We start from the raw sequence: 14,785 nt of genomic DNA on the forward strand, positions 1-14,785 counted from the left end.
ATCTCCTGTAGATATTAAATGTCAGAAATAAGGTCATTCAATCTTGCTATTCCCAATCAAAAAGAGCGAGCCAAGTGGCACGCTCTTTGGATTCATGAAAAATAATAGACTTTGTTACTATTTTGTTATTTTTGTAACATAAAAGTAATGTTAGGTGTATAATGAATAAAAATGATATATTACCAGTTTTTATGGGGAGGTAAAGGGAATGAGGAAATGGGCTGCAGCAATCTTTTTTTGTATCCTTATGTTCGCATCTGCTGGAACTGTTTCGGGAGCAGTGCAGGAAAAAGGGATCTATCTTGGACTTCATGACAAGATGCTTCCTTTTGAGGAAGGAGAATCCTTTATTGTTGATGGTCAGGCGGTCGCACCAATGGCAAAGCTTCATCGGTATTTATATGTGAAGCAATCATTTAATCAAGCTGATGGTACATATACATTAGAGAAGCATGGGGCGAAATTAACGTTTAATGAAGTAACGAAAGAAGCTACCTTCAATGGGGAAAAGACAACACCGGCCATTCTATATACGAAAAATAATGAATTGTACATTGGGATTCGCTGGGTTGCTGAACATTTTGGGTTAAAAGTAGATTATTTAAGTGCCTATAAAACGGTGCGTATTTATTCGTCTCAAGGGGCCAAATTATCGAATGAAGAATTTATTCAAGCGAATCAATCGTTCTTTGATCAAAGCAAGCCGAATCTGCCATCAAAGAAACCGATTGCTTATGTTACGTTTGACGATGGGCCAAATGTTTATTCAGCAAGTATTTTAAGTACATTAGCCGCTCATAACGTAAAAGCGACATTCTTTTATGTAGAGCCAAACGTTCGTAAATATGCTACTTTTGCGAAAAGAGCAGCGAAAGAAGGGCATTATCTCGGCTTGCATAGTGTCACACATCAAGCGAATCGATTGTATCGATCGCCGCAAAGCTTTATGGGGGAAATGAATCAAACGCAACAAACCGTTAAACAAATAAGCGGGCAATCGTCTATTTTGATTCGTGCTCCATATGGAAGCAAACCTTATTTAAAACAATCTTATCGTGATGCGATGGTGAAAAAAGGGTATCGTTTATGGGATTGGGATATAGATAGTTTAGATTGGAAGTATAGTCCAAGTGCGAAGTATCGAATTTTACAAAACGTCAAAGCTGGTGTGCAGCAACAAAAGAAAAGAGGCGATCAGCATGTTGTGATTCTTCTGCATGAGAAAAAAGCGACAGCCGATATTTTGCCAGAGATCCTAACTTATTTGAAAAAAGAAGGATACGAATTGCGAGCATATGATCCAGCTGCTCATGTGATGCAAAACTTTTGGAAAGATGGAAGACTTTAATGAGAATAGAAAAAAGCTACCTTTAACAGGTAGCTTTTTTTAGCTTCAAGACGTTATCAGCTAGAGGTGAGAAGCTGATAACGTCTTTTGCTTTTCATTGTCTAGCTCCAGGCGCTAGCGACTAGTGGATTTCCACGCTCCTCCTTGCGATAAGTCAACATCGATTCACTGACGTTCACCGTGTTTCCTTTATCTCGTGCGGTGCGTTCCAGTCCATACGTCGCTGAACAGCACCCTCCGCTTTTCATTGTCTAGCTTCGCCTCCTAGACACTTGAGTCAAATAACCTGTCACTTACAAGGCTACCGCCTTTCCAGTGTCAGAACATTTGCTTGTCGTGTCTAAACAGTCGGCTCCGCTTTTCTTCTTATACATAAAAGAGGGGGGACGGTACGGGTGGGAGGCCGTACCGTCTTCGTGCATACTGTGTAAGATGAGATAACTAATGATAATGATTATCATTACTAACTACAATTATCATATTAAACGATTTGTTCCATACTGTCAACTGAAATTGGAGAATTTTTTCAAAAAAAGATAGGAGAAGGATTTGTCTTAAAAAAACGGCTGCTTCCGCTTGAAAAAGCAGGATCCAATCAAAATACAATAGTATCGCTAAGGGTGCAATGCAAATGCTCGTTGTTTTCTTAAATTTTTGCTCCTTCTATAAAAGGATAATCTCCCGCTACAGGTAGAGAAAAAAAAAGACATCATTGATAATTGAATTTGTTGATAATAATTATCAATTAAAATTCCGATTAAGCTACATGTCGGAAGAGGATATGGACAGAGGAGTGATTCAGACGGAGGTTAGAAGCTTTATATCGTATAGACAGATTTCTATAAATTAAATTGGAACTTATCGTCAAGCAGGGAATGAAAGAGGGGGTACTATGGCGACAACAGGTGAAAAGTTGGAGCAGCAGATTGACTCGCGACGCTGGTATGCGCTGGCGGTCATTCTTCTTCCGATACTGCTAATTTCTTTGAATACCTATATGATTCAGGTCGCATTGCCATTCATACAAAGTAGTTTAAACGCAAGTTTTACAGATGCTCAACTAATTATGACCTGTTTTTCGCTCAGTCTAGCCGCAACACTAGTTATAAGTGGAAAACTTGGTGATATTTATGGCAGGAAGCGAATTCTGCTTATTGGGGTGAGCGGATTCACGCTCATGTCTATGTTGGGAGGTTTTACAACCAGTTCGACAATCCTAATTGTCATTCGGATTGTGCAAGGAATTGCAGCAGCGTTAATACAACCTCAAGTGCTTTCCATGATGCAGATAAATTTTCTATCGCGTGAAAAAGGTCTTGTCTTCAGTATTTACGGTGCTTTACTAGGATTCGGATTTGCATTTGGGCTTACATTGGGAGGCATTTTAGTTAATTGGAATGTATTTTCCTTAGGGTGGAGAACTGTATTTTTCTTCAATATTCCCTTTGGTATTCTTGTTCTACTATGTTTTCCTCTGATCCAGGAATCGCATGGTAACCGCGCACAGAGAATTGATTGGACTGGTACAGCCTTCCTTATTAGCGGATTGTTTCTGCTAGTTTATCCGTTATCAGAGGGACAGAAACAGGGATGGTCATATTGGATATGGGCATGTTTGATTTTATCGTTAGTGTTCCTGCTTGCATTTATTGTCGTGGAAATTCATAAACAAAAACAAGATGATGGACCACTTGTCAATTTGATGATTTTTAAACAACGTTTATTTGGAGTGGGATTGCTTTCAGTTGTGTTTATTTATCTTAGCATGTTCTCCCTCTTTTTCATCTTGACATATTATTTACAGTTTGGCTTACATTTCGATGCTCAAGCGACCAGTTTTGTTTTTCTGCCTCTAGGTGTCGGGTTCTTCCTAACTTCTCTACTTTCATCTCGAGTGGTGGACAAATGGGGAATGGTTGTGTTGAAAATAGGTGCGTTAATTACAGCAAGTTGCTGTTTTTTACTTATTTTGTTATTACATATTGATCCCAGACATCTGTTGCATCTGCCATATATTTTGACTCTGCTAGTGTACGGGTTGGGGCTCGGACTAGTTACAACGCCACTTACTCGAGTTGTGTTAAGTACCATTCCAGCGGAAGAAGCAGGGACAGGTTCGGGCTTGTTTAATACAGTAATGTATTTAGCCAATTCATTAGGAGTAGCATTAAGTAGTATTGTATTCACTGTTGCATTAGGACACTCCTTGACAAATGCGACCATATCCAACTATGTAGACGCATTTTCCGCCTCTTTAATGCTCTGTGGAGGACTCTCTTTGTCTGCTTATGTTTGTCTTGTTTATTTATTTAACCGACAAAACAAATAGAAATCAAATTGTATAAAACCAGGAGGAAGAATATATGTTTATAAAAAAATACACCTCGATGTTTCTGATTGGCATGCTTTGCTTATTAATGCTATCTGCTTGCTCGGAAAAGACAGTTGAACAGAAAGAGCCAACCGAAGCAACTCAAAGTAACGCGATTGGAGATAGCCATTACCCGTTGAATTTAACGATTTATGATGATACAGGGAAGGAAGTACAACAAACGATTGAAAAAGAACCGAAGCGCATTGTGGTCATCGGGCAAGGTTTTGCAGAGTGGATGCTTGCTTTCGGAGAAGAGGAACGGATCGTTGGGCTAGCTTATTTGGACAAAACTTTTTCAGAATATGAGGAACAAATTAAAACACTACCTATTATTACGGATATGTGGCCGTCAAAAGAGGCTATTTTGGAGTTGCAGCCGGATTTGATTATCTCGATGTCCTCTGCCTTCCAAAAAGAACGGCTTGGTGATATTTCTTTTTGGAACGAGAGAGGCATACCAGTACTTGCTGGAATCAACTATACAACTGGTCGGACGATTGACAGCTTTTTTGAAGATGTTACGAATCTAGGAAATGTACTGAACATCCAAGATAAGACGGATGCTTTTGTAGAGAAGCAAAAAGAACAGATCAACAAAATTGAGACGAAAGCTGCGCTTGCAAAGGACAAACCTAAAGTTCTGTTGCTTGGAACTAGTGGAGAAACGACTTATTATTATGGTCCATCACTTACTCTTATTGACGAAATGATTGAAGGTGCCGGAGGAGAGTATATCCAAGTGTCTAAGGAAACATATGTAGAGATGTCCGAGGAATCGATTCTATCTGTAAATCCCGATAAAATTATTATTACTGGATTCCAAGAATCGGATAGTGAAGCGTTGATTAATCAATACTTGAACAATCCAAAATTGAAAAACGCGAAGGCAATTAAAAATGGAGATGTAAAGGTTGTCGAGTATACGACAGCTGTTCGTGGAAGTCTTGGGCTTACAGATTTGTATAAGGATGTTGCCCAATATATTCATCCTGAATTGTTTAAAGGAGAATAGACATGATGACCACACAAAGAAGTATGGAAAGATGGACAGATAAACGTTATCTGTCCTCAATAATTATCGTTATATTACTCATTGCTCTTATTATATCCGTCGTTGTTTCGGTTTCTATCGGACAAGTATCCATACCCTATAATCAATCTTTTTGGATTTTGGTGGAACATATCACAGGATTACATACTAGCCATGTCACCGAAGATGCAGATGGCATGTTTTTAGATGTGATATGGCAAATTCGCTTTCCACGAGTGTTATTGGCTATGGTCACGGGGGCAGGTTTGGCGCTATGTGGAACTATCATGCAGGCGTCAGTTCAAAATCCATTGGCTGACCCATTTATACTTGGCATATCTTCTGGCGCTTCATTGGGTGCAACGTTCTCCATTATGCTTGGCTTTGGGGTGGGGGGCATCTTAGGAGAGCTTGGCGTTGCCACGTGGGCATTTATCGGAGCTTTATGCGCAGCTGTTCTTGTTTTGGGTTTGGCTAGCATCGGCGGTAAAACCTCCTCGATGAAACTAATTTTAGCTGGAACTGTCATTAATGCGTTATGTAGTGCATTTTCAAACTTTATTATTTATTTTGCTAAAAACGCAGAGGGTATTCGCTCAGTTTCTTTCTGGACAATGGGGAGTCTGTCTTCTGCTGAATGGGGGACACTTCCATTTGTAACAGCGGTGGTTCTTTCGGCAGGGGTGTTTTTTCTGTTCCAATTTCGAATTCTTAATACGATGCTGATGGGGGAGGAAACAGCGGTTACGTTAGGAATTAATCTAAATTATTATAGACGATTGTATATGATCATTGCCTCGATTGTCACTGGTGTTCTTGTCTCAACTTGTGGAATTATCGGGTTTGTGGGACTTATTGTTCCCCATATAGTGCGCAGTGTTGTCGGGTCCAATCATAAGCGACTTGTTCCTGTTGCACTTCTGTTTGGCTCATTATTCATGATATGGGCGGATGTATTTGCACGAACAATCATTCATAATGGAGAATTGCCACTTGGAATTGTTACGTCGCTTTTGGGTGCACCAGTCTTTATGTACATGTTAATCAAAAAAAGTTATGGATTCGGGGGGAAATAAATTGCATCTATCGGCAGAACATATATCAGTAATACTATCGGGAGTAGACATTGTAAAAGATATTAGTCTTCATGTGGAAAATGGCCAGTTTGTTGGACTTATTGGACCTAACGGGTGTGGGAAATCAACGTTATTGAAAAGTATTTATAAAGTCATTAAACCGCAAAAGGGTTTTGTCTTTTTAGGACAGAAGGATGTTCTCAACTCACCCATGCGTATGATTTCAAAGGAGATGGGGGTAGTAGGGCAATTTAATGAATTAAGTTTTGATTTTACCGTTCATGAGATGGTAATGATGGGGAGAACGCCACATAAACATCTGATGGAATCCGATAACAGAAAGGATTATGAGATTGTCGCGGATGCGCTGAAAAAAGTTAATTTGTCTGAGTATGCGGACAGAAGCTATTTGACATTATCAGGTGGAGAGAAACAACGTGTGATACTTGCAAGAGCGATAGCACAGCAACCTCAATTTTTAATTCTTGATGAGCCAACAAATCATCTAGATATTAAATATCAACTTCAGATTTTAAAGGTTGTCAAATCGTTAAACATAGGTGTTCTTGCGGCTTTGCATGATCTTACAATGGCCGCTATGTATTGCGATATTCTTTATGTAATTAAACAAGGTCAAATTATGGCATCAGGAAAGCCTGAGGAAATATTGACCAAGGAACTTATTGAAAGGGTCTATGAAATAGATTGTGAGATTTATTCAAATCCAATTACGGGGGATAGGGCAATTACTTATATAACATAAAGTACAAAAAGAGTGCTCCTTGAATTTGATAATCTACACTGTATATAAAAATGGCTTGACATGTAATTGTCAAGCCATTTTACCGTTCTATATAATTTTATGGTGTGAGGTGGTTTTTTAGCTTGGTATCCTCTACATCCGATTGACTTATCTGTTTAATAAGATCACTAGGATTACAACCATAATGCTTACGAAAAGCCGTTGTGAAATTGCTGGCATTGCTATAGCCAACAGACGCTGCGGTTTCACCAACGTTTAAACGCCCTACTTCTAAATACCAAAGTGCTTTTTCCATTCTTTTTTGCCGCACAAGCTCAAAGATCGTCATACCAAACAATTCACGAAATCCTTTTTTTAGCTTAAATTCATTCATTTCAATACGCTTGGACAATGCACGAATAGATAGAGGTTGTTCAAAATGCTCCTGCACTAATTCATGAGCAAGTTCTAGTTTGAAAATATCACTGCGACGAAGCATCATATTTCCTCCAACATGACCATATCCATCTGACTCTCCAAATAGTGCTAAAAATTCTAGAGCCTTACTTTCTAAATACAAACGTTTCATAGTTCCAAAATGTTTACAATGAATCATTTCAGAAACACATTTTTGGATGGCAGGCGTGTTCGGATATTGATCGATATTTCCACGGTGATGATTCAGCCATTTTTCCATTTTGCGTTTCTCCGTCACATCCTCAGCGTAGCGTAGCAGTTCAGCAGGAGTAAACCTGATTTCAAGAAGCTGATTTCGAATGTCTGCTTTTTTTTCCTCATAGACTCGAACGTCTTCCAAAAAAAGAACATTCCCTGTTTGGGCGAGTGTTAGGCTGTTTTTTCCACTCCAATCACAATAAATTTCTCCGTTAACACAGTAACTCAATTCAAATAATTGGCAAGATTCCTGAATGTGAAGTTTCATATCCTGCTTGAATGTGACATCTGTCAGCATAATCTCCATACCAGGACGAATCTTAATTCTAATAAGATTTCCCTTGCCAATATGAGAAGGAATGGTGAGTTGTTGCTCCCAGTTTCTTTGCTGAACGTGCCCTTCCACCATTTCCGTAAATTGATCAAATAAATCATGAATCTCAGTAACGTTTAAAGTCACTTTATCTATCAATTCCTTTCAGCCGTTTGACTACCTTTATACTGAGTGTTTAAATAAAGAAATGGGGGTGATGCGCTTGGCAAGAATCACAAAAAGTACAACAGAGCGCCGCAACGAAATATTAGATATGGCTGAAAAATTATTCAGCGAAAAAGGCTATGATAAAACATCAACAACAGATATAACGAAAAGTTTAGGAATTGCTCAAGGAACACTTTATTATCACTTTGCTTCAAAAGAAATATTGGCCCAAAAATTAGTTGATCGACAATTACAGATTTTACATAAACATTTTCGTGATGTGTTGCTACGCCCAGATTTAAATGCTTATGAAAAATTAGCATGGATTTTCATTTATGAATTAGACGATCCGCTTAACCATGTTGACATCTTTAGCTATCTACGCAATGACCATAACTCGTTGCTACGTCAAATCGTGTATGTACAAACAATATGTCAATTCTCACCAATCGTTACTGAAATGATTTTGCAAGGTAATCAAGAAGGGATTTTCAAAGTCGAAATCCCCCCACTCGTTGCAGAATTTTTCCTATCTACCATTCACCACTGGGTTGATTCATCCTTATTTAATTGGACAAAAGAGGAGAAGATTGCTCGTATTATAGCGTTGCAATATACTTTTGAACATTTATTCGGATTGAAGGAAAATCAACTCGATTTAACTACCATGCGTAAAATTGTAGCGGAAAAAATTCTATAAACACGCCCGTTTAAATGATAGCCATTATCAATTAAGTTGTGTTTATTATATTAAATGACTGACAACCTGTCAATTTAAATTTTGTAGTATAAATTTAAAGAAGGAGCTGTCCAGTAAGTCAATTTTCGAGTAAAAAGCACCGAAAGTAAAAAGCCCAGAATATTGATTTTACGGCATTCTGGGCTTTTGCTATTTTTAATTTTCGGGCTGAAAAAGCACTTTTCGGACAACCTCTTTCATTTTGTGTGTTTCTTCTATCTCGTGCGGATCATTCCAGTCCATACGTCACTGAACAGCGCCCTTCGCTTTTCCACTGTCCAGCTGCAGGCGCTATCGGCTCGAGGTCAAAAGCCAAGCTCGCCAAAAGGTTAAAGAACAACCTTTCAACGAGCTCGTCTTTTGCTTGTCGCCGATGAACAGCGCCTTCCGCTTTTCTACGGCACCATCCAACTCAATACGTTGGATTGGAGGAAGGTGAGGATACCGACGATGATGACTAGGATGAAGCTGTGTTTAACGGTGAAGCGGAATAGGTCGGATTCTTTTCCAGCTAGTCCAACAGCACCGCAGGCAACGGCGATTGATTGTGGAGAAATCATTTTTCCAGTTACTCCACCTGATGAGTTCGCCGCTACGGCAAGTAATGGGTCCATTCCGACCGATTCGGCAGTGACTTTTTGTAAGTTACCGAACAATAGGTTGGCTGATGTATCGGAACCTGTGATGAATACGCCGAGCCAGCCGAGGAATGGCGAGAAAAACGGGAATAAGAATCCAGTTTTTGCAACGACTAATCCAAGAGTTGTTGTCATACCTGATGCATTTGTTACATAAGCGAAAGCCACAACGCTTGCGATTGTTAAAATTGGGAATTTCAATTCATTCATTGTTTCTCCCAATGTTTTTACCCATTCAGACCAAGAGATTTTTACAATATATTTACTGACAATCGCTGCGATTAAAATGGCTGTACCTGCTGCGCCTAGAATTTCTAGTTTATAAATAGCAGGAAGAGCCGCTCCTTCTGCATTGAAAATATGATTGTGTAAAAACGGTACTTCCGGTGTGAAAGTTAATTTGTGACCAATGGAATTAATCGCTAATAATACGCTGTTTGTCCCTTCGTAATGGCCTGTTAATGCAGCTTTAATCGATGGAATTCCCCAAACAGAAATGAAACCTGTTAGAACAAGGAATGGTGACCACGCTTTGAAAATAGCTCCAGCTGAATGTTTCGGCACTTCCTGATGCTGTACATTTTGTTCTTCGTGAGCAAAACGATAAATTGTTTTTGGTTTCCAGAATTTCAAGAAAACAGCAAGAGCAAATAAAGATACAAGTGCGGATAAAATATCCGGAAGCTCTGGACCTAAGAAATTGGAACTTAAATATTGAGTAACCGCAAAGGAAACACCAGATACTAAAATAGCTGGCATCACTTCTTTTGCTCGCTTAAATCCAGCCATTATAATAACTAAGTAAAGCGGAATAAATAAGGATAAGAACGGTAATTGTCGTCCGACCATTTTCGATACTTCCATTGCTGGAATTCCTGTTGGACCTTCTACGGCAATGATTGGAATTCCCACTGCACCAAAGGCAACTGGAGCGGTATTGGCAATTAAGCAAAGACCAGCAGCATATAGCGGATTGAATCCAAGACCGACTAATAAAGCAGCTGAAATGGCAACAGGTGCCCCAAATCCGGCCGCTCCTTCAAGGAATGCACCGAAAGAGAATGCCACAAGCAAGGCTTGTAAACGACGATCCTCTGTAATACTTAAAACAGAATCACGAATGATGTCGAATTGTCCTGTTTTGACTGTTAACTTGTACAAGAAGACGGAAGTAATGATGATCCACCCGATTGGTAGTAATCCGTACACAGCTCCTTGGCTAGCAGATAATAAAGACAATCCAACTGGCATTTTGTAAGCGATTGCAGAAAGGGCAAGAGAAATGGCTAACGTAATTAAACCGGCTTTGTATCCTTTCATTCTTTTGACAGCCAGTGCCCAGAAGAAGAAAATAATTGGAATTAAAGCCACGAGTGCAGATAAGCCCAGGCTGTCTGCAATAGGAGTGAAATGTTGTTGATACTGCATAAAAAGCCTCCTAACAGTTTTTTCTTTTTTGAATAGTCAGATTAAATGAAGTGTAGGTCATCAGATGATCTAATGAAATGATCTTCTATCTGTTTATTTATTATAGGAGTTGTTGTCGAAAAAGACAATATAAATGTTACTATTTTGTGAAAATCAAAAATGATATTGATTTAGATGGGGCGATGAAAACAAATTTCTCAAGCAAAGTGAAAATTTTCGTTTATAATAATTGTATTAGGACAGCGAAATTTAAATTTTCGTTTATAATGATTGTATTAGGACAGTTAGAGGTGAAACCGGTGGAGTATAAAAAAATTAAACCGAAAAAAATATATGAAGAAGTCGCAGAAGCTCTTTTAGATTCAATTCGTTCTGGAGTGTTGAAGCCAGGCGACAAATTAGATTCGGTTCAACAATTAGCGGAAAATTTTCATGTAGGTCGTTCGGCTATTCGAGAAGCATTAACATCTTTGCGAGCTATGGGGTTAATTGAAATGCGTCAAGGAGAAGGAACATATGTGAAAGATTTTTCTCCATCAGGTATTGCGTATCCAATTCAAAACGCTCTATTAATGAATAAAGAAGATATGTTTCATTTAATGGAGGTTAGACAACTTCTTGAAGTAGGTGTCGCTTTTAGTGCAGCTCAAAAGCGTACAGAAGAAGATTTATTAAAAATTCGATGGGCACTTGAGGAAATGAAGCATCATTCTAACCCAACCGAATTAGGGGATGAAGCGGATCTTGCTTTTCATTTAGCGATCGCCGAGGCCACTGGCAACCCGCTTTTGTTGAGCTTAATGAATCACGTATCGGATTTAGTATCAGAATCGATGAAAGAGGCGCGCCGTATTTGTCTCTATTCAGAAATGACAACATTTGATCAATTGAACGAAGAACATGAAGCTATTTTGCGAGCGATTGAAGAAGGAAATCCAGAAAAAGCTCGGCTAGAGATGCAAAATCATATTCATAATGTGGAAAATATTTTGAGAGAATATATAGAGGGAGCCGAAAAGGTAAGATAACTGAGTAGATGGAATGAGGTAGTTAGTTAACTCTGGCTACCATTTATTCCGTTTTTTTCATCTTACTAATCATTATAAATAAAAAAAATATTTCGGCATTTGAAAAAAACTTCAAAAAACGTTTTTATTGTAGTATGATACATTTTATTGGTTAATAAGGTCATCAGATGACCAGTTCTTTGGGTGGGTAATTCCTTTCGACAAAAATCGGGGAGTGCCTGTCACTTTTAAAAAAGAGGTGTTCAACATGAAAGTTGCTTTGTTTGCTACGTGTCTTGTAGATATGTTTCAGACGGATGTGGGAAAGGCGACAGTTGAGATTTTAGAACGTTTAGGTTGTGAGGTGGATTTTCCAGAGCGTCAAGTATGCTGTGGACAGCCAGCTTTCAACAGTGGCTATGTAGAAGAGTCTAAAGGTGCGATGAAGAAAATGATCGAAGCCTTTGAGAACTCAGAATATGTCGTATCGCCATCTGGTTCATGTATTACGATGTTTAAAGAGTATCCACATGTATTTAAAGGGGATGCTGTTTGGGAGCCGCGTGCGAAAAAATTAGCAGAAAAATCGTATGAGTTCACTCAATTTATTGTCGATGTATTAAAAGTGGAAGACTTAGGCGCGAAATTGCCTGGAAAAGCTACGTACCATACATCTTGTCATATGACTCGTCTTCTAGGTGTAAAAGATGCACCGATGACTCTTTTGAAAAATGTCGAAGGTTTGGAATTTGTTCCGCTACCAAATGCGCATAACTGTTGCGGTTTTGGTGGAACGTTCTCTGTGAAAATGGGACAAATCTCTGAGCAAATGGTCGATGAAAAAGTGGCTTGTGCGGAAGAAGTAGAAGCAGACTATTTAATCGGAGCCGATTGCGGTTGCTTAATGAATATCGGTGGACGGATAGAGCGTAAAGGCAAACCGATTCGCGTGATGCATATTGCTGAAGTGTTAAATAGCCGCTGATCTTTTAACTAAGTAATAGACAAATCGAAAAAAAGAGGTGACGTTCAATGGCAATGAAATTTGGAGCGGATGATTTCAAAGGACGCGTCAAAGAGAAAATGAATGACACGTTTATGAGAGGAGCCGTGGCAGGTGCGCAAGAACGTTTGCGAACTCGCCGTCTCGATGCAGCTGAAGAGCTTGGCAATTGGGAAGATTGGCGCTCTCATGGGGAAGAAATTCGTCAACATGTGCTTGAGAACTTAGATTATTATTTACATCAATTAAGTGAAAATATTTCTAAACGTGGCGGACATGTATTTTTTGCAGCAACAGCGGAAGAAGCAAATGAATACATTACAAACGTTGCAAAACAGAAAAATGCGAAGAAAATTTTAAAAGCAAAATCAATGGTGACAGAAGAGATCGGTATGAATGGCGCGCTTGAAGATATGGGCTGTGAAGTCATCGAGACTGACCTTGGCGAGTATATCTTACAAGTCGATGATCATGATCCACCATCTCATATCGTAACGCCAGCTCTTCATAAAAATAAAGAGCAGATCCGTGATGTGTTCACCGAAAAATTAGATTATCATGAGACGTCTAAACCAGAAGAACTTGCATTGCATGCTCGTAAAACGTTACGTGAGGACTTTTTGAAGGCAGATATCGGTGTGACAGGCTGTAACTTCGCCATCGCTGAATCTGGTTCGATCAGTTTCGTAACGAACGAAGGAAATGCTCGTCTTGTAACGACGATTCCAAAAACACAAATTACGGTTATGGGGATGGAGCGTATCGTTCCGACTCATGAAGAATTTGAAGTACTTGTTAGCTTATTAACACGTAGTGCGGTTGGACAAAAATTAACAAGTTACGTTACAGCGTTATCAGGCCCTCGTGAAGAAGGCGATGTAGATGGACCAGAAGAGTTCCATTTAGTCGTTGTCGATAACGGCCGTTCGAAAATTTTAGGAACAGAATTCCAATCGGTTCTTCAATGTATCCGTTGTGCCGCTTGTATTAACGTATGCCCAGTATACCGTCACATCGGCGGTCACTCGTATGGATCGATCTATTCAGGTCCAATCGGTGCGGTACTTTCTCCATTACTTGGTGGATACGATGATTTCAAGGAGCTTCCGTACGCGTCTACGTTATGTGCTGCTTGTTCCGAAGCTTGTCCGGTGAAAATCCCGTTACACGACTTGCTTCATAAGCATCGCCAAGTGATCGTTGAGAAAGAAGGTCGTGCGCCAATTTCTGAAAAGCTAGCGATGAAAGCATTTGGACTAGGAACGTCTTCTAATCCATTGTATGGCATGGGATCAAAAATGGCGTCCACAGTGATGAAACCATTTACCAAAAATGATCGTATTTCTAAAGGCCCTGGTCCATTGAAAGCTTGGACAGAGCTTCGTGAATTCCCAGCGCCAGACAAACAACGCCTGCGCGACTGGTTTAAAGAACATCAAAAAGAGAAAGGAGGCGACAAATAATGGCAGGAACGATTCATAACCGTGACTCATTTTTAGCCAACATCGCCTCAAATCTTGGAAGAGAAAGAAAAGCACAAGTGGAGCGTCCAAAATGGAAGTTTCAACCTCAGCATGAAGTGTTGAAAGGTGCGACACAAGATGAGCTTGTGGAAGTATTGCGCGAGCAGTGCAAAAACATTCACACAGACTTTATCGAAACATCATCTGCCGACCTTGTAAAAACATTGTCTGAGAAAGTAGATGCTTATGGTGGTGGACCCATTTCTTTATGGAATGACGAACGTTTTGAAGAATTCGGTTTATCGAATTTAATTCAAGAAACGTGGCCGCAAGAAAATAAAGAAGTCAACGTCTGGAATCCGGAGTTAGGTCAGAAAAATATCGATGACGCGGAAAAAGCGAATATCGGTATTACATTTAGCGATATGACTTTAGCTGAATCAGGTACAGTTGTGCTACTGAGCAGTAAAGACAAAGGTCGCTCAGTGAGCCTTCTTCCACATAAATATATTGCGATTGTGCCAAAAAGTACGATCGTTCCACGCATTACCCAAGCGGCACAAGCAATTAGCCGCAAAGTACAAGCTGGTGAGCTAGCGCCATCATGCGTGAACTACATCACGGGTCCAAGTAACTCTGCCGACATCGAAATGAACCTTGTTGTTGGTGTACATGGCCCTGTGAAAGCTGCTTATATTATCGTTAATGATAAATAAAGATTCGCCTCTTTTATTGATCATTTTTCCGATATATTGATGATTCGCCGATTATCAATAAAAAA

The 14,785-nt window shown here is 39.5% G+C and carries 13 protein-coding genes; 10 read left to right on the top strand and 3 right to left on the bottom strand.

Annotated elements, in window-relative coordinates; genetic code table 11:
- The first annotated feature begins 208 nt into the window (after positions 1–208).
- A complete protein-coding gene (locus CEF22_RS04580; RefSeq protein ID WP_100401950.1) occupies positions 209–1,348 on the top strand; it encodes a polysaccharide deacetylase in 1,140 nt (379 codons plus the stop codon).
- Positions 1,349–1,449: 101 nt separating this feature from the next.
- Here the strand turns inward: CEF22_RS04580 and CEF22_RS18440 are convergent, their stop codons facing one another.
- On the bottom strand, positions 1,450–1,596 hold the full coding sequence (locus CEF22_RS18440; protein ID WP_157843168.1) for a hypothetical protein: 147 nt from the start codon (positions 1,594–1,596) through the stop codon (positions 1,450–1,452).
- A 644-nt stretch (positions 1,597–2,240) separates the two neighbouring features.
- Between CEF22_RS18440 and CEF22_RS04585 the strand changes: the two genes are divergently transcribed.
- Genes CEF22_RS04585 through CEF22_RS04600 form a run of 4 tightly spaced genes read left to right on the top strand, consistent with a single transcriptional unit; the run spans position 2,241 to position 6,591 of the window.
- Entirely contained in the window at positions 2,241–3,677 is a 1,437-nt protein-coding gene (locus tag CEF22_RS04585) for an MFS transporter (RefSeq protein ID WP_100401951.1), read from the top strand.
- A 34-nt stretch (positions 3,678–3,711) separates the two neighbouring features.
- Positions 3,712–4,734 (top strand): ABC transporter substrate-binding protein, encoded by a 1,023-nt coding sequence (locus CEF22_RS04590; protein ID WP_100401952.1) that lies wholly within the window; start codon positions 3,712–3,714, stop codon positions 4,732–4,734.
- 2 nt (positions 4,735–4,736) lie between these two features.
- Positions 4,737–5,828, top strand: a complete 1,092-nt coding sequence (locus tag CEF22_RS04595) for a FecCD family ABC transporter permease (protein WP_232726067.1) — start codon at positions 4,737–4,739, stop codon at positions 5,826–5,828.
- A gap of 1 nt (position 5,829) precedes the next feature.
- The gene (locus CEF22_RS04600) at positions 5,830–6,591 is read left to right on the top strand and encodes an ABC transporter ATP-binding protein (protein ID WP_100401953.1); all 762 of its coding nucleotides are present in this window, start codon (positions 5,830–5,832) and stop codon (positions 6,589–6,591) included.
- Positions 6,592–6,688: 97 nt separating this feature from the next.
- Here the strand turns inward: CEF22_RS04600 and CEF22_RS04605 are convergent, their stop codons facing one another.
- Positions 6,689–7,705, bottom strand: coding sequence for a helix-turn-helix transcriptional regulator (locus tag CEF22_RS04605; protein ID WP_100401954.1), 1,017 nt, complete (start codon positions 7,703–7,705; stop codon positions 6,689–6,691).
- A 76-nt stretch (positions 7,706–7,781) separates the two neighbouring features.
- On the opposite strand from CEF22_RS04605, the gene CEF22_RS04610 reads away from it, so the two are divergent.
- Positions 7,782–8,426: a TetR/AcrR family transcriptional regulator gene (locus CEF22_RS04610; RefSeq protein ID WP_157843169.1), complete on the top strand. Its 645-nt coding sequence runs from the start codon at positions 7,782–7,784 to the stop codon at positions 8,424–8,426.
- Positions 8,427–8,860: 434 nt separating this feature from the next.
- On the opposite strand, the gene CEF22_RS04615 is transcribed toward CEF22_RS04610, so the two are convergent.
- The gene (locus CEF22_RS04615; protein WP_100401956.1) at positions 8,861–10,531 is read right to left on the bottom strand and encodes an L-lactate permease; all 1,671 of its coding nucleotides are present in this window, start codon (positions 10,529–10,531) and stop codon (positions 8,861–8,863) included.
- A gap of 299 nt (positions 10,532–10,830) precedes the next feature.
- Between CEF22_RS04615 and CEF22_RS04620 the strand changes: the two genes are divergently transcribed.
- The 4 genes from CEF22_RS04620 to CEF22_RS04635 all read left to right on the top strand — a co-directional run bounded on the left by CEF22_RS04620 (position 10,831) and on the right by CEF22_RS04635 (position 14,720).
- Positions 10,831–11,559: a FadR/GntR family transcriptional regulator gene (locus tag CEF22_RS04620; protein ID WP_095478555.1), complete on the top strand. Its 729-nt coding sequence runs from the start codon at positions 10,831–10,833 to the stop codon at positions 11,557–11,559.
- Between the two features lie 247 nt (positions 11,560–11,806).
- On the top strand, positions 11,807–12,523 hold the full coding sequence (locus CEF22_RS04625; protein WP_100401957.1) for a (Fe-S)-binding protein: 717 nt from the start codon (positions 11,807–11,809) through the stop codon (positions 12,521–12,523).
- Positions 12,524–12,570: 47 nt separating this feature from the next.
- On the top strand, positions 12,571–14,004 hold the full coding sequence (locus CEF22_RS04630; RefSeq protein ID WP_100401958.1) for a LutB/LldF family L-lactate oxidation iron-sulfur protein: 1,434 nt from the start codon (positions 12,571–12,573) through the stop codon (positions 14,002–14,004).
- Positions 14,004–14,720, top strand: coding sequence for a LutC/YkgG family protein (locus CEF22_RS04635; RefSeq protein ID WP_198508026.1), 717 nt, complete (start codon positions 14,004–14,006; stop codon positions 14,718–14,720). The genes CEF22_RS04630 and CEF22_RS04635 overlap by 1 nt, the downstream gene beginning before the upstream one ends.
- The last annotated feature ends 65 nt before the right edge of the window (positions 14,721–14,785 follow it).

Origin of the sequence: Bacillus sp. FJAT-42315 (assembly GCF_002797375.1) — a bacterium.
Lineage (GTDB): Bacteria > Bacillota > Bacilli > Bacillales > Domibacillaceae > Bacillus_CE.